Source organism: Jeotgalibacillus sp. 10bf12, from assembly GCF_055597105.1.
Genome location: NZ_CP200276.1, coordinates 1057548 through 1075434, shown reverse-complemented (window position 1 = coordinate 1075434; position 17887 = coordinate 1057548). Strand labels below are relative to the sequence as shown.

The following is a 17887-nucleotide window of genomic DNA, read 5'->3' as shown; positions in this document are numbered from 1 at the left end:
ATATAATAAAAAAGACCAGATAAGATCTACACACTGTCAATGCAGCCGAGGTCCACATGAAGTACGTTTGAGTATTAATAGAGTGTTTAGTAAATAGTAACTACCTTGTTTACTTGGACATCAACAAAGTAGATTATTTTTTATTAGAATATAGAGCGATTACTATCGTTCACCTCTTCCATATATCCAACAGCCATTTCCCGTCGCTGTCATATCCAGTTGAGTACGTAACAGGAATCAGTGCCGAAATGATTAATACAGCCGTAAAACCAAAAAAGTATCCGTCCAGAAAGTGCTGATGTCCGGTATAGGCCTTATAGGAAATGAACAGCACGACAGTTAGCAAGTTAAATAAAACACCACCTAAAGCCACCAATGACAACCTCACTTTATGACGCTTCTGGTCAAGGTTATTGTCATAATGGAGCGCTCCCATCATAAAAAACACTTTATTCACCTGAACGTATTTACCAATAGAGAAGAAAGGGTCTCCAATCCCTATTTCAACCTTTTCGATTTTCCCGCCAAACATTTTGGCAAAAGAAGCGTGACCGATTTCATGAATCAGAACGTTGATGGGCTGAAAAATGAAAAGTGCCACTGCATATCCGATGATCAATTCAATCATTTAAACCCTCCACACCCTACTATCATGCAAAAAACGGCTCGTCTTATAAGGTGTAATTAATTGCTTTGATAAACAAAGCCCCGCCAAACAAATACGCATCAGGCGGGGTAATCATATTATTTCCGCTCCCCATACCACACATAAAAAGCAGCTACATCCTCTTTTGGCAAATACGTCAGTTCACTTATAAACACCGGCTTTGCGCGATTTGAAAAACTTAGAGAAGCAACGTTAAACTTCCGCTGAATCCAGGAATGCCGAACCTCTATTTCCTCGATCCGCGCTCTCTTGGTCAGCAACGTCTCGTTTGAAAAACCGCCTTTTCTCGTCTGGATGAATTCGCCGTGGCGCAGGTAGCTAGTAAAAAAGTAATCCAGTATGCGGGATAGAATCGAGATTACAAAGACGACACCTGTTACCCACAGCCATTCGCGCTGAAAGAAGAACAGTCCTGCCCCGACGATCAGCGTGCCATAGTATGGTGTAAGCAGCTTAAGAACAAGTACTTTCCGCGGCAGCCGCTTCATCTCTTCTTCAATATGGTAAGCAGGCAGAAGTGTATTCACGAGTTCATAAGCTGCATGCTTTGCCATAAAAGGATAGAGCGCATTTGTTTCAAGCTTTTCCTCTCCTAAACCCCCGGCACTGATCAACTTGATTTCAACCATATTCAGCAGCCGTTTGATCAATGGCTGCTCAATTTTGATCGCTTGTACCTTATCTTTCTGAATCGAAAAAGTGGATGTATGAAATACACCTTTTTGAATATAGATCCTGTCACTATCAGCAGAAATTACATAATTCCCGTATTTCACGACTGTTTGAATGTAACCGATCACCACTGACAGAATCATCGCAACGACAAACAACATGATCAGCAGACCGATATGTGTTTGTAAGTATTCAAATGCACTTTGAGTCGTGGATTCCAGGTCAAAAAAATCATTCACCTGAAAATATGCTGCTGATAATAGCGGAAAAATCGCAAGAAAGCTGAATGACGTCAGCGCAGCTTTGATCGTATCCTTTTTGGTTGAACGGAAATAGACCTTACGCTTAGGCTTTTCTTCTAACACTTCATTTTCTGCATCCTTACCAGAATCCTTTTCTTCTATCATTTTCAGGATCATTCTGGCTTCATGATGCGTGATCACCGAGAATTTGATCGATGATTCTGAATCACTGGTTCCCGTTTCAAGGCTTAAAGACGTCATCTTAAATAGTCTGTGAAGAAAGTTCGTGTTTGTCTGATGATTTTGAATCCGTTCAAACGGCACTACCCGGTGGTTCTTCACAAATACGCCTTCTCTTAACGTAATTGAACGTTCATTGATCTGATATGTATGAAATAGCCATTTCAGCAAAATATGAATAATGGTCCAGCCGGCAATCAGGAGAAAAATGATTTTTGCCCATAGAATCCAGCCGGTCATGACATCCCCGCGCAGGACAAATAAGAACAGGACAAAGAAGAATGCATTTTTGATAAATGAAACGTATTCGAATACGAGCCAGGAAGGATGATAACGTTTTGGCTGATCATTCATTCTGCTTCTTCCCCTTCGATATCCTTGACCTTTGCAAACATGGCAATTTGCGATCTGAGCTGAATCGCTTCTTCTTTAGGAAGCGCCGGAATGTTATGACTTGATGTGGTCGTTCCGATTTTCAGATTATATAAGTTATGTTTTCTTAAAAATGGACCCTGGTCAGTCGTCACGTATTCCACTTTTGTCATGGGAATCAATGTGTGCTGCTGATTAAAACGCCCGTGCTTTAACTGAACAAACTCCTCGTTAATCTCATAGCGCCAGGATTTTTGTACGAAAGATGGTTCAATCAAGATTGAAAATACAGATGATATGACCATTAGTCCGATTAGTATGTAAAGTACATTATCAATCCAGCTAACCCAGTTGTAGGCTGCATCAAAATAAAGCAATGCGCCAAGAATAATCAGGGTAACTGCGTGACCAATTGTGTTCGTCCAGCGCCAAATGCTGATGATTTTAGCAGAGATCGGCCGGGACGGTTCTGGAATGTTTAAATACATTTTTCTTCACCTCTAACTGGAATTACGTGTAAGAAACAGGAAAAGTTTCATTTCCTCTAAAATCATAGTCCCTTCTTAAACCGATCTCCCGTATTCATATACACAACAGTAAAAAGAATCAGTGCAAACAGCAGGATCATCCCTGTCCAGAAAATGACCTCCATGTTGAGCGCTGCGTTCAAACTAAATAGCAATAGACAAAAACTTACCCCGTACATCACCTTGCCCATGAACTTACAAAGTGCGGTTTCATCATATTGTGCTTTTTTACTTTCTGACATGGTATTGTATCCCGCAATCAGCGATGCGCCTTTTCCCTTTGAAAACACGAAACCCATAATCAGAAACGGAATCATCAGCACCAGATTTACAATCACTTCAGCCATAAGGAGCACCTCCTAACTTCTTTACCCCCACTTTTCCCCATCACCGACCCAGCGATTCTGCTTCAGGTCATATGATGAATAACCATCGTGTAATATCAGATACGAAGGAAGTGCCAGCGACCTGCCACCGGCTTTCTCCCAGTTCTCCTGGAACCAGTCTGTCAGTACTTTTAGCTCCAGTGACATAAGCTCTTCCTCATTCTCCATATAAAATTGTTCAAATTTAGTACGCTTGTTGTCCGGAAGCTTAAAATATTCTATCTCTGCTGCAATCTCCTGACTCCCATAAAAATGACCGGTGCCAGTTGAATCGCTTAATACCTCGTTCGCATTCCTGTCCATAGCAAAAACGCTCACGCTGCACTCAAATCGGGTGGGCTCAATAAACACCGTAAAGTCCAGCAGCTCAATTTCATCAGTAAAAGTTCGTTTAAATAACACATAAAGACTCTCTGATACCTGGTCATTCTGTTTATCAAAATTCATTTTTATTGAGCTGATGTATCCATCAATTGTGTACATGTACAGACTCCTTTATTTACGTAACTTTCTTTTGCGAATGATCAGTTTGATACCTGTTGTGATAAATACTGCGACATTAGCCAGTGAAAGGATTTCGAGAAGCAATGCCGTATCTCTATTGTGTACAAAGCTCAGCGAATAGGCGATGAGTCCTGATAATGGAAAGGCAATGAGGTCAGTAAGGTCTTCGTTTTTGATCAGCTTACTCAGTAAAGGATCTGCAATCAACTGCCCTGCAGCGGTTATTGTAAATAGTAAGAATAAATTATATAAGATCATGATTAATACCTTTTACGAACAATCGGCTGGAATCCACCCAGTTCAACAACAAGCTTTTCACCGTCAACAGTCACTAGGTAAAAATCCACTTTTTCCATCTGCTTAATTTCCGTTACGGTTTGACCTTTCTTTTCAAAAAACTCCACGATTTCAGTTCTTTCAAATTCACCGATGCGTTGATCAACTACTTGCTTCGGCTCTTCCTGTACTTCAGCTACCGGAACTTCTTTCACACCAGTCGTGACAAGCTGACGATTATGAATCGACTGAAGCAGCTCAATAATCTCTCCCAGTGCAATAAACACCATGCCTGTTACAAATCCGCTGAAAAAGGTTAAAACCAGCGTAAGAAAAGTAGGATTCACCATCAGAAATTGAATAAAGGCAACCACAACTGTTAAGCCAAATATGATATAACCAATCATTTTCAGGATTGAGGCAATTTTGTTTTCCTGCGGCATGCTGGGGACACTCCTTATGTTCATATTTAGAAAAGTCTTATCCATTTTAGTGTACCTGAACAGATATTTTGATACTACTAAACTTTGGATTTTTTCTAAAAATTCTCATTATAAATATGAAGGTTATGATACGCTTTTACTTACAATGAAAATTATGGATTTACACTTTTAAAAAGGAGACCACCCCTTATGCTAAAAAGAAAATACGGAAAACGGCCGGATTGGCAGCGGATTATTACGAGACAATCTGCCAGTTTATTTGAAGAGACAGATACTTTCAAAGGATACCTGACGTTGCTGCACGCAGTGAAAGTCACCGCACCAGCATCGTTTACATACGGCAATAAAGAGATCTGTATTGTTGACGACGGCTATACATGGCTGCAACAGTTTCCTGCTGACGCTCATCATTCGGTCACCACAATGTTTGATGCGGATGGACATGTGGTCCAATGGTATATTGACATTTGTCTTTCTAACGGGAAGGATGAGCATGGTCCGTGGATGGATGATTTGTTTTTGGATCTGATTCTTTTACCCAGTGGTGAGCTGATTGTAAAGGATGCGGATGAGCTTGAGGAGGCATTGGAAAATAAGGTGATTGACCAGCAGATGTATGATCTTGCGTGGAAAGAAGCTGATACGCTGAAGATTATGATCGAGCAACAGCGTTTCGAACCGATTCGATTAGCCTATTATCATAAAGAGAAGCTTGAAAAAACGTTTGGATAAGGAGTTGTCTGTTATGGAAAATGGAGTTAGAACGCTACTGTATGCAGGATTGATTCTTACTATATTGCCTCTGATATTTATCGTCAGCGGTGGAGTCGCAGCCATTGCCCCTACTGAAGGAATCGCTTACGTACTAGCGCTTGGCTGTATCATTTTAGTGATTGCAGGGGTGTTGATGATGATTGGATCGGTGATTGGGATGGTGGCGCGGAGGTTTTAAAAGTGACATTAAGTTTTAAAATACAAGGAAGTGACCTGAATGTTTAAGTCTGAAAAACATAATTTAATTGCGAATATCATCATATGGATCCTGGCTGTTATTTTGGTTTTCAATGTTGTAAGTTTTGACCCTCCTGTCTGGTTTTATATTCTTGTGCCGTTACTCATGTCTACATCTATTATTAGGAGCATTTATAGAATACGGAAACAACTTCGAGAGTAGAAGTTTACGCAGTTATTATCTTCTTGATTCGTGGTTTTTTTCTAATAATGCCACTCCGAAAAACTTACTTCTTCTTCATTCAACCATTCTTTTATATACTTCTTCGTGATCACCGCTCTTTTTCATTTTGCTATTCAATGATAAGGATGCAGCAATTCAGGTAGCTCTTTTATCAGCCTGGCACAATCCGCTCTCAGAATTTCTGCACCAGGCGGTTACCGGTTTTTAAGTTCATGATGGGTCACCCCTTGCAAAGGTTTAGGGTTCATTCTTTTCGATGTTACGAAGCACTTCTTTTTCTAGATTGATTTGGTTCATAAAACCTTTCACATGAACTTCCAGACGATACGAATTATCTTCAAAGCTAATGTATGCTCTGTCTATATCAAGAATAAATGGACCCGGCGAATACGTGCCGCGGGCAGTCTGCATTAAAACTGTTTCACCGCTCTCAGTCTCAGCTTCAATTACCCCACAGCGCTCATCCTGACATTCCACTACATATGTACTTTCCATCCAATCTGCAAAATCTGATTCTGTTGGTGTTTGCCGGTCAATCAAAACAGCAATTAGAATTGCAGGAGCTATAACCAAAAGTGTAATAACTATTACTTTCTTTTTCATCAAATCCTCCTATATAAGATCAAATCATCATGCCCGCAAAATCTTCTCCATCTTCTTCCCCTTTGCCAGCTCGTCAATCATCTTGTCCAAATAACGAATCTCCTGCATAATCGGCTCTTCAATATCCTCAACCCTTACACCGCAAATAACACCTTTAATTAATTTGCGTGAAGCATTCAATTCAGGTGCTTCTTCAAAGAAAGTTTCGAAATCAGTCTCTTTCTCAATCAATGTCTCAAGTTCTTCCTGACTGTATCCTGTATGCCAGCGGATGATTTCATCCACCTCTGCTTTTGTGCGCCCTTTTCTTTCGACTTTGTTAATATAATGGGGATAAACGCTTGCGAAGCTCATAGTGTAGATTTTGTGCTTGGTCACCTTACTCCATCCTTTCTAACAACTTTTTTAGTTAATGAATGAGAAATAAAGGATTTCTTTTTACTTCCTTGATAACCTGATCTACATCAGATAATTGTAAATTTGTCGTATTGAATATGTAGCGCTCATTCACTTTTGCAGCTTCAAATTCCTTTACTAACTCCAGACACCTTTCACCCATTTGATGTTCTCTAATCCTCCGGGCGTCCCTTTTCAGCAATTCGTCAGGACTCACCCACAAAACAACATACGCAATCTCAACTTGCGGGCACTTAGCGCGTACCCTCTGCGAAAACAGTTCTACTTCTTCAGGAAAAGCTACATAATCAACCACGACATTCTTATTATGATGAATAAAATTAATACTCAGATCCGCGATATTTTTCCAGACTAACGCAAGCGATGCTTCACTTTTCCATGGCGGCAAATATCCGCCAACGATCATGTGATTGACGACATCACCTTCGATATAAGCACTGTGCTCAAAAGACTCAGCTAACCTTCTTGCAGTTGTTGACTTCCCGACGCCTGATGGTCCTGAGATGATATATATTCTTGGCATGATTTCCACCTGCTTTTTTACTAAAGTACAAAAATTGATGATACTATTACCAGCCTATACCTCCAGCTTAAGCGTAGCTGCCAATCCATCCGGATAAATCACCTTCTCACCTGAGTAAACATCTTCTAATGGAATCCACTTTGCACAAGTAATTTTATCCCCTTCAGTAACTGTGAATTTTTCTTTTTGATATAAATCCTTACTTTGCAGATCCACCATATACAACTGTGTAATTTCATGCCCTTTGCGCTGACCTATCTCGTAAATGTTTTCTATACAAGTCATATAACTTTTAACGATGATCTCAACGTCTATTTCCTCTCGAAACTCTCTCACCAGGGTCTCTTCTGACCACTCACCGAATTCAATCGTACCGCCAATTGGACGATAGAAGTATCCATCTCCCTTTGAGTGCTTTCCTTTCTGTTCCTCTAAAAGGATAGACTCCCCTTTTATAACAATCCCCAATGCATTTGCTCTTGGATGCATGACTAATCTTCTCCTTTACAACTTACACTTATAACTCATTGATTTCGCGGAGGCGGGCGACACCACGTTCAACCGACGTTTCCACATACCCAATGATCTGTTCTAATGTAAAAACCACCAGTGGTTGATCCACATCGCTTTGTTCGTACTGCATATCTCCAATTACATAAGGGATAAAATCAGAGACCTCTTTTGCCGTGACTTCCTTAATTTCTTTCACATGATAAGGCTGTACTAAAACATCTTTTAAATCCTGAGCAAACCCATAATGCTCCAACAACTTAGCATTAAGGAATCTAAAATCCTGATGATAGCGGCTGAATGTATTCTGATCAGCCTGCATTCTGTTTCTCAGCCAAGGAAGATAGAAGCCTGTTAACCAGATATCATCTGCCAGCAGGTGGGTGTAGTACCCCTGTATAAAAGGCTTATCTTTTTCTGAGTGGTACTTCTTCAGAAAGCCCTGATAGTCAATCGCTCTGGAATAATCGGCTTCACTGCCTTTATAAAAGTGAGAAAGATCTTTTGGTGAAACAGCGTCCGGGGCAATACCTCCCAATAGGAAGGAGACCTTGTCTTTGATAGAAAGCTCTTCAGCAATTCTGTTTGCGATCACTAAGTGCATGATTCTTGAACCCATGTGTGTACCTCCTTCCATTCAATCAACAGCTTTAGCCAACTCTGCAAGGCGATCCTTCATCTCTTTCTGAAATCCATCCTTCACCCAAAACGTAAATATCTCTTCCATGCTATATTGCGCTGCCAGTCGCTCTACAATCTTATATCCTATGTAATAAGCAAGGCGCGTATAGGTGAAATAACTGCCGCCATTGATTGAAAACCACTCTTTGAAAATGATGTTATTGTCCGTTTGATGATTTATATCTTCCATCAGCCGCTTCGCAATCTGCGTTTCATTTTCCAATACAAACTGAATCCATTCCTTATCCTCTTCATAAGCAAAATACTCATCAAAATCAGCTTCAACCAGCTGTATCGAAAGGTAGGTCGCGATCCCCTCCTGTAAAAGCCAGGTAAGTGGACTTAGCCAGTCAACCTTCTCCCAGTCCGTTCCATGCGTATCGTTATAAATGTGATGCGTGGCATGACCGAACTCATGGGCAGTAATCAGCTGAATATGTTTTCGATTATAAGGAAGCTTCTCAAGGCAAAAGCCGACTTCCGGATTGTACTGTCTATATGTAAATGCATTGCTGCCATAAAGACCTACAAATAAGTGCACGTCCTGTGTAAACGTCACTTGGAACATCTCTTCATAAGCACCAGTGATCCGGGGAATCTCTTCAAAAAACAGATTGCGCATTGGCAGAATGTCTTTCAACTTCTCAGGGTGCTTATGTATTGCTTTCTTCTTTTTCTCTTCAGGATTCAGACAATGCCGTTCAAAATAGTGTGCATACTCATCTGCATGTCGTGCATAAAAGTTATCCAGGTATGCAATCGTCGGTTCATAGTCACGGACAAAAAGAGACGCCGTATCGATAATCTTCATGTTGTCATCCCTTTCAAATATTTCATTCTTATAACCTTCTACTCCCCACCTCAAATCCCTTCCAAATTTCTACACTTTTCCAAAAAACAGACCTGACCAAATTGGCCAGGTCTGATTCAATCATGATTTCTTTTTCACAGGAATCCAAATCTCACTTCTGAAATCCGGCACTGTTGTATCCGACTGCTCGTTCCAGAGAATTTCAGGCCCTTCCGCCTGTTCGAATGGGTTGGTTGGAAACCACTCTGAGTAGATTCTGCCCCACACATTTTGCAGCGTGTCGGGGAACTTACCTGTCGCTTCAAATACTGCCCATGTTGTAGCCTGAACCTCCAGGCAGTCGAAGCGTTCGGGGCAACTTTCAGTGGATGCAACACCGATATAATGATCCAGTTCACCCTTTTCTTCCATTCTGTCCTCAGAAAAGTTTACCGAGGCGCTGATCATTCCTGCAGGTTCAATATTTGATAAGTGCTTCAACTCCTGAATATTTTCTGGAGTCAGGCTGTGCCACATTTTTTCAATCTCCGGATTTACTCCGTTAAAAATGATCGGGACTCTCTTCTTCAAACCAATCATACGAAAAGCGTCTTTTTCCACAATGCGTACATTCATATTTTCTCCTCCTCTGATCGTCAGCTGGAAGGTCATTGGAGAGAATGATTTCAGAGGCTTGTTTGTCGTCTTGGCCTCTGCAAGCGTAACGCCATGATAACTCTGGAATGCTCTTGAAAATGCATCCGCGGATTGATAGCCGTACTTTACCGCAAGATCAACCACCCGGTGATCCTGCATGTCAGAAACTGCGAGCGTCAGTCTTCTGAAGCGAATATATTCGGATAAAGAAACACCCGCCAGAAATGAAAACATTCTCCGGAAGTGATATTCAGAACTCCCCGCCCGCCTGACAACCTCTTTTATGTCAATCTCGCCTGTCAGGTTTTCTTCAATTTAGCTGATAGCTTCGTTAAAAAGTTTTAGTGTATCCATTCTCATGACCTCCTGGTAGAAAAGGTTAACAGCTTCCAAAGGATGTGATCCGACAATCTGTGCCGGATGTTATTTGTATGATTCATTTAAAACTATGATTTCCTTTCACCCAAGTCTTTTCACCACCGCAGCCACAATTCTCTGCTTCGAATACAGGTAAAACCCGATCTGCAGCACAATATAAACGCCTGCATTCACTGAAAAATTAGCCAGCACGCCCGGGTTTTGCAGAACCCCTCCAATATCAGCGGCCATCGCAATTATATATAGCAACGCCAAAAGAATACCTGCGAGTGCAGGTATAAAAAAGACTGGAATCAGCTCTTTTGAGATCGCTTTTTTGATTTCTGATATAGTAACGCCAATCCGGTAAAGATTACTGAATCTGAGCTGTTCTTTTTCAATACTCGAGAATAAATTCAAGTAAAGAATCACAAATGATCCAATGAAAAACAGCACGCTTAGAAAGGAGATAACAAAGAAGGTCAATCCATCTGTCTGCCGGATGATCGCAGCATCCTCCATTTTTGAATCAACTTGAAACAATCGTTCCTCTGAAACATCCCCAACAGATTCAGAGGTGACAGGCGGAGTCAATTGATTCTGTTCCATAAATGCAGTTCCAAGCTTTTCAGTGACTTCAAAAGCTCCTTTCCAGTCGGCCACGTTGATAAAGTTCATTGTCGCTTCAAAGCCATTCAAATGCATCTGCAGTGAACGGAAATCCTCTTCATTCACGAGAATCAATTCTCCACCCAGATAGTTAAGCGTGTCTTCCACAAGTGCATCAGCTTGTGTATAGGATTGAGCGGGTTCTTCCTCTTTAAATTCGAACTGAAATTGATATTCTGCGTCAGGATCTGCTGCAGTCTGGTTTGGGTGATAAATATACACACCGTTATCAAGACCAAGTGAGTGTCCAGTTAACTGATTGAAGTTCTGTACATCCACAAGATGAAAAGTGTCAGTCCATCCCGCATCTATATTCTCCTGAAAAAATGTAAAAACCCGCAGTTTATCATGCGTCTGTACCGGATTCTCTTCCTGGCCAACAATGCGGTAAAGCTGTTCTTCCGCCAGATTATTTTTCTCTTCTGTTTGTAAATATGCCAGGTCATAGGGGTTACGCTCCTCAATCTGACGAGCAGCATCAAGGTAGGTGAATAAAATAATCGTGCTATATAAAACTGTTATCATAACCATCACACTGATCAGCATGAGCGTGGAAGTCAGCTGCTTAAATTTATGGTTCAGGCTGGTTAAAGGCAATAGATTTTTGTAATACAGCCCTTTATTCTTTTTGACCATTTGTACTAATAAGCTGGAGAGCTGATTAATGCTGAAGTACAGTCCGATCATTGTAAGTGTCATCCAGAGGAGAAGAAGTTCACCGCCCTGATTTCCTCTATTTGAAGAGGTCAGATACAGACCCACTACAGAAAGCAGAATCAGACCTGCCCCGATCCCCCCAAGCAGTGGACTGTTCAGCTTCACAACTTCCCCGACTCTGTCACTCTTCAGGGTTAGAATCAGATTCTGTGTCAGAATCATGTAAAGCGTTCTCCCTACCGCTATAGTAAATATAAGCAGGTAGACAAAAATCGTCGCTGTAAACATCTGAGTGTTAAGCCCATGAGAGATCGTTTGAAAATTCATTATGGTGGATAAAGCTGAAAAGAATAAACGGGAGAACACCATACCTGTCAGCAAGCCAGTGATGATTGAAAGACACGCAATTAATCCGTTTTCTATCATCAGCAGCCTGACAACATCACGGTTTGTCATACCCAGTGTCCTGAACAAACCGAATTCGCGCTTTCTGCTTTTAATAAAAAGTTGGTGAGCGTGACTGATAAAAAAGATGGTAAAGACGATTAGCGCAACACCAGGAATGGTCAGCGCATCCCGGATTAACTCTGTTGTGTTCGCTGTCACGACAGCATCATTGTAAAATAACGTGGCAAACAGGAAAAACAGCATCACAGCCATACTGTTGCAGACAAAATAAAATATGTATTTTCTAACATCATGCCTGATCATTTTACGAACCATTTGGTTAAAAGACATGACTCGCTCCTCCAAATGTTCTTTGATGATCAATGATCTGTTTTAGAAATGACTCCCGGCTGTCATTTTTCGTGATGGAAGAGTGGATAACCCTATCTCTTAAGAAGATCACCTGGTCCGCGTAACTTGCAGCAAATACATCATGCGTCACTAGAATCACAGTTGTTGAAAGTTCCTCCACTACCTTTTCAAAGCACTCCATAATCGCAGCTGATGAAGAAGAGTCCAGATTACCGGTGGGCTCATCTGCTAATATAATCCCCGGCTCATTCACCAGCGCCCTGCTCACCGCAGTCCGCTGCTGCTGACCGCCTGAGATGTGATAAGGATATTGATTCAATACCGATTGAATCCCGAACAAGTCTGATAAATAGTCTGCTCTTTTATCCATTTCATCAGTTGATTTCCCTTCAAGCACCATTGGGAGAATCATGTTTTCCTTAACCGTCAGGCTGTCCAGCAGGTTAAAATGCTGAAAAATAAACCCCAGCTCCCTGCGCCTGAACAAAGCGAGCTGATCACCTTTCATCTCATTGATCTTCTCACCTTTAATTGTCACTTCACCGCTTGTCGGCTGATCCATGCCAGAAAGGATATTCAGCAAAGTGGACTTCCCACTCCCTGAAGGACCCATAATTGCGATGAATTCTCCTTGATTAATAGACAAATCAATTTCTTTTAAAGCAGTAGTTGAATGCTCCTTACCTGAGTCCCCATACACTTTTACAATCTTGCTCACCTCTAAAATTGGCATCGTGCACCCCCTGGTCATTTCGAAAAGTCTTATATGGATAGAATATCCATATGGAAGCATTGAAAGCAATTAGATCTACGGAAAAATATGGAGGGTGTGTATTTTTTGTGGACATGGTTGTTGGAGAGACAGAACACCCGATTGGTGGTACTACATCCCGGCGCGCGGAATGGTGCAAACTCCCAAGTGATGAGTACATCCTGCGCTTGGAATGGTACAAGCTGCCGGGTGGATCGATACAACTTTCGGATGGATTGCTGCAACTTCAGGAAACATCCCGACAATTCAGCCCCCGCACACCCCCATATACTTAGCAAAAAAAGTCAAAAACGCCTCATATCCTTCTGCTATGATTTAATCAAGGCAGGTGACGACGTGACAAACGAAGCGATCATTCAAAAGACGATTCATTGGATTGAGGAGCATTTACACGAAGAAATATCAGCAGAAGACATTGCCGCTTATGCAGGGTTCTCACGCTATCATTTTCACAGGCTGTTCCAGGCTTCAGTCGGTATGTCTTTTTCTGAGTATATACGGATAAGAAGAATCACAAATGCAGCAGTCGCACTCATTCATACTGATGCACGGATCATCGATATTGCTTTCCATTATTGTTTTGATTCTCAGGAAGTATTTACACGTGCGTTCAAAAAAGTTTATGGATTCCCACCAGGGCAGTACCGGAAGCAGATGATGAGATTGGTCAATCAAAAGGAGGAATTTGAAATGGAAGAAAAGTTAAGAGGCTGGTTTTTAAGTGGGAGTCACCCCTTTAATTATGAAATGGGTGCAGATACGGAGATCGTTCATCAGGGTAAGCAATCCGGTTACTTAAAGTCCAAGACGGTAAACCCTGCGGAAGGTGAATTTGCGACGATGATGCAGCAGTTTAAGGCTGACAACTATAAAGGAAAAAGAATGAAGCTGTCTGCTTTTTTAAAGACAGAGGATGTACAGCATATGGCTTCTATATGGATGCGGGTAGACAGTGCTTCTGAGGAAGTACTGCAATTCGATAATATGAGTGACCGTCCGCTTCAGGGTACGTCGAACTGGAATCATTATACGATTGTGCTGGATATACCTGAAAACAGCGCGACCATTTCCTTTGGAATGATTCTCTCAGGTAATGGGTGCATTTGGGCAGATGCTGTGACGTTTGAAGAAGTCGATGAAAAAACACCCACTACGAATCTTGAGACGGATTTCGTTATACGGAATGAGCCGGTGAACCTCGCTTTTGAAGAGTGATATTTCTTAAGCGGACTTAACAAAGTGATATCCTGCACCCGCTATTATAAGGCTAAGGATATCACTTTCCTTTATGATCCCAGTTTGAATTTAATCTATCTTCGGTTTGCTGCCCTGCATGCCCTTAGGTAACAAGCCTTTAGTTTCTCAAGGGCATCAAGTGGGAACAGCACTTCAACTCAGATGAAAGTAACATTTGAGCTCACTGATTGATACATCCTGCGCCTGGATTGCGATAAGTTCCCGGATGGATCACTACGTCCCGGATCCAGGGGGCCCGACCATGCAAAAAGGATTCCCTTCAATTTACACACTTTTTCGCTCAGAGCTGAAATCATTGCATCAATATCGAAAATGATTCTATCAATGTTAATAATGATTCCTTCATTTACCTCCAGATCACACTTTTTCATTCAACTTTACCGGGATATCCTTCAATATTGCCGATCATTCCATCAACTACACTCTCGTTCCCTTCACCATCACCATCCTTCCCCCGGCACACAATACAAAAAAGCCGGCCAAGGCCGGCTTCTCTACTCTATTAGTCCATATCCATTTCCAGAATCTCACCTGTCACTGCATCAATATCAAACTCAGCGTCATCGCCTGATCCAGTATTAATCTCTACTTCATAAACGGCTCTTCCATCATCGTCGTCCAGCTCAACGCTTTCAAGTGTCCCTTCCACTTCAGCCAGTGCAATCTCTACCGCTTCTTCCTGAGAAATATAGTCTTCACTTGTACTGCCTGCTGTTCCGTCTGAGTTAGTCGATATTACATTGTCGTCGCTGTCATCGTCGTCATCACGTTCTTCTTCAACTCTTAAAATCTCACCATTTGACGCATCCATGTCAAGGTCGTAATCCATGTCCCCATTATCAACATCAATGTCATATACATAACCGTCACGCTTTTTCTCAAGCTCAATGCTCTCTACCACACCATCATATTCTGCCAGTGCTTTTTCCTTTGCTTCTTCCACACTGATCAGCTCAGATGGCTCAGATGGTGCTGGATTAACTGATCCAAATGTTTTAAATCCGTCTGTCATCGCACCTGCACCAATTGCTCCACCTAAAATCACTGCACTCGCTACTGTTCCTACAACTACCTTCTTCATTTATAACGCCTCCTGATAATTTGTGTTTGTTTCTTACCCTTATATTAGCCAGGCAAGATGAGAGGAAGGCTTGAGGAAGATTAGAAATTGATGAGAATGTAAAACATATGTTTTCAATCTATAAGTAATTATGCTCCTGTAATGCATTTAAGTGGTAAAATATACAATGGAGCTCTTTTCGAAGTCATTGTCACACGAGATTGCATTTACGCATCGTGACCTGGAGGGATACTCAATATTGATTGAAGAAAGGAATCCAACACCTGGTTTCATTCTGTCGGAAAAGGGAATATAAACCAATATTATAGATTGAATCAATGACATAGTGGAGAGGAACCAAAACATGCTGAGAGATCAAGAATTGCATAATTATCTATGTGATAAAGCAGAAGCGTTAACTGATGAGTGGTATGAATCATTGGATAAGAATAAAGGTGGCGTTTATGGATCGACTAACCCTGAGGCGATCCAGAAGATTAAAGATCAGAACAGAGCTTTCCACCTGCGTTTCTGCAAGATTTTCCATCCTGATAGTGAAGACTATATAGCGAGCTTTCAAGATTGGATTGAAAGCATTGCCGGAGACGAGGCGCACCAGACGACAGCGCTTGAAGACATCATTCAGGAGTTTTTCAGAACTCAGCAACAATATCTTAAGTTAATAGAAAACTTTGTGCATCATACGCCTGAAGAAGTAACATACCAGGAAATGATGAGCTGGACAAACCTGATTGTTGAGTCCATCAATCAGATCATCCTTGAATTCACTCTACAACACTCCAGGGTTGCTGAAAGAAGACTGCATGCTCAGCAGGAAATGATCATTGAAATGAGCGCACCTGTAATATCACTCACAAAAGATATTGGCTTCCTTCCGTTAGTAGGAGAAATTAATACCCATAGAGCACAGGTTGTCTTTGGACAAACTCTGACTCAAAGTGCTAATCAGCAATTGAAAAAGTTATTCATTGACGTATCGGGCGTTCCTATTATTGATACCATGGTCGCTCAACAGATTTTTCAATTAATCAGCGGATTGAGACTGATTGGTGTCCAGACAGCCATGTCAGGGATCAGTCCTCAAATTGCCCAGACCGCTGTTCAGTTAGGTTTAAACTTTAAGGATATTGAAATATACAGTACACTGGCTCAGGCAATGAAAGCTGAAGAATTCAGCGGCCAATAACACAAAGACCCGGAGATCGTACAGATCTCCGGGTCTTTTGCTTCTTACCATAATGTAACCTGGCCCTATCTCCAGCCAATCCAAAAACAATCTGGGGATACAGAGAAATTACTACAAAGTATCTTAAAGCTGTCGTTACAATAGATTCTTATAGGACTTTATTAAAAACAGCAATAAGAAACAAAACAATCACAACCAGATAGACTTCTAATTTTGTTGCGTTGTTTTGATATTTGTTTTTCGTCCGTCTGTACTTTTCCTGCGCCTTCATTTGCCTATACTTTTTATTCGCCAGGGTCATGGAGAACGCCACCTTTTTCTTAAAATTTTTTATATGAGAAAGCGCGTACTACCGAAAAAGAAATCTCCCTATATCAGACATTGTCCGGAAACATCTTATTTTTATTAAATATTCATTATTTTCAGATATTAAATAATAGAATGATTATTGATTACTCCCGCTCCACCACAGGCCTCGTCATACACTCATTTTTCCTGAACTTAAACTTCCTGTAAAAATCCTGTGCATCTGATGTAGCCAGTGCAATCGCTGTGTATTTAATATCCGGATGTTCAAGTACGCATTCCACCAGCCATTGTCCAAGGCCATTTCCTCTATAGTCAGCATCAATGACAACGTCCATGATCCATGAAAAAACGGTGCGGTCTGTGACCACTCTCGCAAAGCCGATTTGTTTTCCCTCTTCATACATCCCAAAAGAAATCGAATGCCCGATACTTTGCTCAATTATTTTTCTCGTTCTGTTTGAAGCCCAGTATGTATTGACAAGCATTTGATAAATGCGCTCAACATCCAACAACTCAATATCATCGCTCACAATGTAATGCTTTTTTGACCACTCCAAACGATTCCCTCCTATATGATTGTTCACCTGTAAACGCTTAACCCTTTATACAGAAAACAAAAACATCCTGAGGATTCCAGACATGTAAGGCATCTGCTGTGTATCCTCTCAGCCAAATCTCACCTTCAATTCGTCTTAAGTAAAAGCCTTTTGGAAAATCATCAATGTTATACAGTGGAGTTGACGCAATCGTAACTGCTCCAGTGGGCGCCTCGTTTTTCACCGTGGAGATCTGCTCAGTCTGATCTGTGTATGCGAGCCTTAAAAATGGACCCAGTTCCACAGGACAGAGACTTAATCCGAGCTCCTCTGCTCTCTTGAACAAATCTGCTGAGACAGCACCTTTTTGAAGGTCGAGTGCATGCACTGCTACCTCTATTACGTCCAAAGAATATGCGGTTTCAGAGATCAGAAAGCTTTCATCCAGCAGCAGTTTTTCAGCGTATTCATTTAAATGAATGGAGGCTATATGCAGCTGCTGCATCAATTCATACTTCGTCATGCCACCGACTTCTACAGTCTTCTTTATAAATGGACAGTCAGGGTATATTCCATAAGCTTTCCTTGTCATATGTAAC

24 protein-coding genes are annotated in these 17887 nt (G+C 41.4%); 4 read left to right on the top strand and 20 right to left on the bottom strand.

Going from position 1 to position 17887, the window contains the following annotated elements; all coding sequences use genetic code 11:
• Positions 1-169: 169 nt before the first annotated feature.
• The 7 genes from DH10bf12_RS05385 to DH10bf12_RS05355 form a co-directional block, all read right to left on the bottom strand.
• Positions 170-628 carry a site-2 protease family protein gene (locus tag DH10bf12_RS05385; protein ID WP_471737495.1) on the bottom strand — a complete coding sequence of 153 codons (459 nt, stop codon included), beginning with the start codon at positions 626-628 and terminating at the stop codon, positions 170-172.
• Positions 629-744: 116 nt separating this feature from the next.
• Positions 745-2175: a PH domain-containing protein gene (locus DH10bf12_RS05380; protein WP_471737494.1), complete on the bottom strand. Its 1431-nt coding sequence runs from the start codon at positions 2173-2175 to the stop codon at positions 745-747.
• Positions 2172-2681 (bottom strand): PH domain-containing protein, encoded by a 510-nt coding sequence (locus DH10bf12_RS05375; RefSeq protein ID WP_471737493.1) that lies wholly within the window; start codon positions 2679-2681, stop codon positions 2172-2174. Before DH10bf12_RS05375 ends, DH10bf12_RS05380 begins: the two co-directional genes overlap by 4 nt.
• Before the next feature lie 62 nt (positions 2682-2743).
• Positions 2744-3067, bottom strand: a complete 324-nt coding sequence (locus DH10bf12_RS05370) for a DUF3784 domain-containing protein (protein WP_471737492.1) — start codon at positions 3065-3067, stop codon at positions 2744-2746.
• Between the two features lie 21 nt (positions 3068-3088).
• Entirely contained in the window at positions 3089-3589 is a 501-nt protein-coding gene (locus DH10bf12_RS05365; RefSeq protein WP_471737491.1) for a hypothetical protein, read from the bottom strand.
• Positions 3590-3601: 12 nt separating this feature from the next.
• Positions 3602-3868 (bottom strand): hypothetical protein, encoded by a 267-nt coding sequence (locus DH10bf12_RS05360; RefSeq protein WP_471737490.1) that lies wholly within the window; start codon positions 3866-3868, stop codon positions 3602-3604.
• Positions 3869-3870: 2 nt separating this feature from the next.
• Complete coding sequence (locus DH10bf12_RS05355; RefSeq protein WP_471737489.1) at positions 3871-4329, bottom strand: hypothetical protein; 459 nt, start codon at positions 4327-4329, stop codon at positions 3871-3873.
• A 189-nt stretch (positions 4330-4518) separates the two neighbouring features.
• On the opposite strand from DH10bf12_RS05355, the gene DH10bf12_RS05350 reads away from it, so the two are divergent.
• Both DH10bf12_RS05350 and DH10bf12_RS05345 read left to right on the top strand, forming a co-directional pair.
• Positions 4519-5061: a ribonuclease FAU-1 family protein gene (locus tag DH10bf12_RS05350; RefSeq protein ID WP_471737488.1), complete on the top strand. Its 543-nt coding sequence runs from the start codon at positions 4519-4521 to the stop codon at positions 5059-5061.
• Between the two features lie 13 nt (positions 5062-5074).
• Complete coding sequence (locus DH10bf12_RS05345) at positions 5075-5281, top strand: hypothetical protein (RefSeq protein ID WP_471737487.1); 207 nt, start codon at positions 5075-5077, stop codon at positions 5279-5281.
• A gap of 480 nt (positions 5282-5761) precedes the next feature.
• Here the strand turns inward: DH10bf12_RS05345 and DH10bf12_RS05340 are convergent, their stop codons facing one another.
• The 9 genes from DH10bf12_RS05340 to DH10bf12_RS05300 form a co-directional block, all read right to left on the bottom strand.
• On the bottom strand, positions 5762-6127 hold the full coding sequence (locus DH10bf12_RS05340) for a hypothetical protein (RefSeq protein ID WP_471737486.1): 366 nt from the start codon (positions 6125-6127) through the stop codon (positions 5762-5764).
• A gap of 27 nt (positions 6128-6154) precedes the next feature.
• Entirely contained in the window at positions 6155-6505 is a 351-nt protein-coding gene (locus DH10bf12_RS05335; protein WP_471737485.1) for a DUF2200 domain-containing protein, read from the bottom strand.
• A 31-nt stretch (positions 6506-6536) separates the two neighbouring features.
• A complete protein-coding gene (locus tag DH10bf12_RS05330; protein WP_471737484.1) occupies positions 6537-7067 on the bottom strand; it encodes an AAA family ATPase in 531 nt (176 codons plus the stop codon).
• 54 nt (positions 7068-7121) lie between these two features.
• Complete coding sequence (locus tag DH10bf12_RS05325; RefSeq protein ID WP_471737483.1) at positions 7122-7556, bottom strand: NUDIX hydrolase; 435 nt, start codon at positions 7554-7556, stop codon at positions 7122-7124.
• A gap of 28 nt (positions 7557-7584) precedes the next feature.
• On the bottom strand, positions 7585-8196 hold the full coding sequence (locus DH10bf12_RS05320) for a zinc dependent phospholipase C family protein (RefSeq protein ID WP_471737482.1): 612 nt from the start codon (positions 8194-8196) through the stop codon (positions 7585-7587).
• An 18-nt stretch (positions 8197-8214) separates the two neighbouring features.
• The gene (locus DH10bf12_RS05315; protein ID WP_471737481.1) at positions 8215-9069 is read right to left on the bottom strand and encodes a hypothetical protein; all 855 of its coding nucleotides are present in this window, start codon (positions 9067-9069) and stop codon (positions 8215-8217) included.
• Between the two features lie 120 nt (positions 9070-9189).
• Complete coding sequence (locus DH10bf12_RS05310) at positions 9190-10020, bottom strand: AraC family transcriptional regulator (protein ID WP_471738193.1); 831 nt, start codon at positions 10018-10020, stop codon at positions 9190-9192.
• Between the two features lie 144 nt (positions 10021-10164).
• A complete protein-coding gene (locus DH10bf12_RS05305) occupies positions 10165-12126 on the bottom strand; it encodes an FtsX-like permease family protein (protein ID WP_471737480.1) in 1962 nt (653 codons plus the stop codon).
• Complete coding sequence (locus tag DH10bf12_RS05300; RefSeq protein WP_471737479.1) at positions 12116-12880, bottom strand: ABC transporter ATP-binding protein; 765 nt, start codon at positions 12878-12880, stop codon at positions 12116-12118. Before DH10bf12_RS05300 ends, DH10bf12_RS05305 begins: the two co-directional genes overlap by 11 nt.
• Positions 12881-13255: 375 nt before the next feature.
• Here DH10bf12_RS05300 and DH10bf12_RS05295 point away from each other — a divergent pair, with 375 nt between their 5' ends.
• Positions 13256-14134 (top strand): helix-turn-helix transcriptional regulator, encoded by an 879-nt coding sequence (locus DH10bf12_RS05295; RefSeq protein ID WP_471737478.1) that lies wholly within the window; start codon positions 13256-13258, stop codon positions 14132-14134.
• Positions 14135-14678: 544 nt separating this feature from the next.
• Here the strand turns inward: DH10bf12_RS05295 and DH10bf12_RS05290 are convergent.
• Positions 14679-15257 carry a PepSY domain-containing protein gene (locus tag DH10bf12_RS05290; RefSeq protein WP_471737477.1) on the bottom strand — a complete coding sequence of 193 codons (579 nt, stop codon included), beginning with the start codon at positions 15255-15257 and terminating at the stop codon, positions 14679-14681.
• A gap of 343 nt (positions 15258-15600) precedes the next feature.
• Between DH10bf12_RS05290 and DH10bf12_RS05285 the strand changes: the two genes are divergently transcribed.
• Positions 15601-16443, top strand: coding sequence for an STAS domain-containing protein (locus DH10bf12_RS05285; RefSeq protein WP_471737476.1), 843 nt, complete (start codon positions 15601-15603; stop codon positions 16441-16443).
• A 148-nt stretch (positions 16444-16591) separates the two neighbouring features.
• On the opposite strand, the gene DH10bf12_RS05280 is transcribed toward DH10bf12_RS05285, so the two are convergent.
• From DH10bf12_RS05280 to DH10bf12_RS05270, 3 genes are all read right to left on the bottom strand, one after another.
• Positions 16592-16744 carry a hypothetical protein gene (locus DH10bf12_RS05280; RefSeq protein ID WP_471737475.1) on the bottom strand — a complete coding sequence of 51 codons (153 nt, stop codon included), beginning with the start codon at positions 16742-16744 and terminating at the stop codon, positions 16592-16594.
• Positions 16745-16895: 151 nt separating this feature from the next.
• Positions 16896-17309, bottom strand: coding sequence for a GNAT family N-acetyltransferase (locus DH10bf12_RS05275; protein ID WP_471737474.1), 414 nt, complete (start codon positions 17307-17309; stop codon positions 16896-16898).
• A 37-nt stretch (positions 17310-17346) separates the two neighbouring features.
• Entirely contained in the window at positions 17347-17880 is a 534-nt protein-coding gene (locus tag DH10bf12_RS05270) for a helicase (protein ID WP_471737473.1), read from the bottom strand.
• Positions 17881-17887: the final 7 nt, after the last annotated feature.

Bases quoted from the DNA above. Each gene is read 5' to 3' on its own strand.
- DH10bf12_RS05385 (WP_471737495.1), bottom strand. From the start codon at position 628: ATGATTGAATTGATCATCGGATATGCAGTGGCACTTTTCATTTTTCAG.
- DH10bf12_RS05355 (WP_471737489.1), bottom strand. From the start codon at position 4,329: ATGCCGCAGGAAAACAAAATTGCCTCAATCCTGAAAATGATTGGTTAT.
- DH10bf12_RS05280 (WP_471737475.1), bottom strand. From the start codon at position 16,744: ATGACCCTGGCGAATAAAAAGTATAGGCAAATGAAGGCGCAGGAAAAG.
- DH10bf12_RS05300 (WP_471737479.1), bottom strand. From the start codon at position 12,880: ATGCCAATTTTAGAGGTGAGCAAGATTGTAAAAGTGTATGGGGACTCA.
- DH10bf12_RS05360 (WP_471737490.1), bottom strand. From the start codon at position 3,868: ATGATCTTATATAATTTATTCTTACTATTTACAATAACCGCTGCAGGG.
- DH10bf12_RS05370 (WP_471737492.1), bottom strand. From the start codon at position 3,067: ATGGCTGAAGTGATTGTAAATCTGGTGCTGATGATTCCGTTTCTGATT.
- DH10bf12_RS05340 (WP_471737486.1), bottom strand. From the start codon at position 6,127: ATGAAAAAGAAAGTAATAGTTATTACACTTTTGGTTATAGCTCCTGCA.
- DH10bf12_RS05345 (WP_471737487.1), top strand. From the start codon at position 5,075: ATGGAAAATGGAGTTAGAACGCTACTGTATGCAGGATTGATTCTTACT.
- DH10bf12_RS05320 (WP_471737482.1), bottom strand. From the start codon at position 8,196: ATGGGTTCAAGAATCATGCACTTAGTGATCGCAAACAGAATTGCTGAA.
- DH10bf12_RS05365 (WP_471737491.1), bottom strand. From the start codon at position 3,589: ATGTACACAATTGATGGATACATCAGCTCAATAAAAATGAATTTTGAT.
- DH10bf12_RS05375 (WP_471737493.1), bottom strand. From the start codon at position 2,681: ATGTATTTAAACATTCCAGAACCGTCCCGGCCGATCTCTGCTAAAATC.
- DH10bf12_RS05315 (WP_471737481.1), bottom strand. From the start codon at position 9,069: ATGAAGATTATCGATACGGCGTCTCTTTTTGTCCGTGACTATGAACCG.
- DH10bf12_RS05270 (WP_471737473.1), bottom strand. From the start codon at position 17,880: ATGACAAGGAAAGCTTATGGAATATACCCTGACTGTCCATTTATAAAG.
- DH10bf12_RS05305 (WP_471737480.1), bottom strand. From the start codon at position 12,126: ATGTCTTTTAACCAAATGGTTCGTAAAATGATCAGGCATGATGTTAGA.
- DH10bf12_RS05380 (WP_471737494.1), bottom strand. From the start codon at position 2,175: ATGAATGATCAGCCAAAACGTTATCATCCTTCCTGGCTCGTATTCGAA.
- DH10bf12_RS05325 (WP_471737483.1), bottom strand. From the start codon at position 7,556: ATGCATCCAAGAGCAAATGCATTGGGGATTGTTATAAAAGGGGAGTCT.
- DH10bf12_RS05290 (WP_471737477.1), bottom strand. From the start codon at position 15,257: ATGAAGAAGGTAGTTGTAGGAACAGTAGCGAGTGCAGTGATTTTAGGT.
- DH10bf12_RS05350 (WP_471737488.1), top strand. From the start codon at position 4,519: ATGCTAAAAAGAAAATACGGAAAACGGCCGGATTGGCAGCGGATTATT.
- DH10bf12_RS05330 (WP_471737484.1), bottom strand. From the start codon at position 7,067: ATGCCAAGAATATATATCATCTCAGGACCATCAGGCGTCGGGAAGTCA.
- DH10bf12_RS05285 (WP_471737476.1), top strand. From the start codon at position 15,601: ATGCTGAGAGATCAAGAATTGCATAATTATCTATGTGATAAAGCAGAA.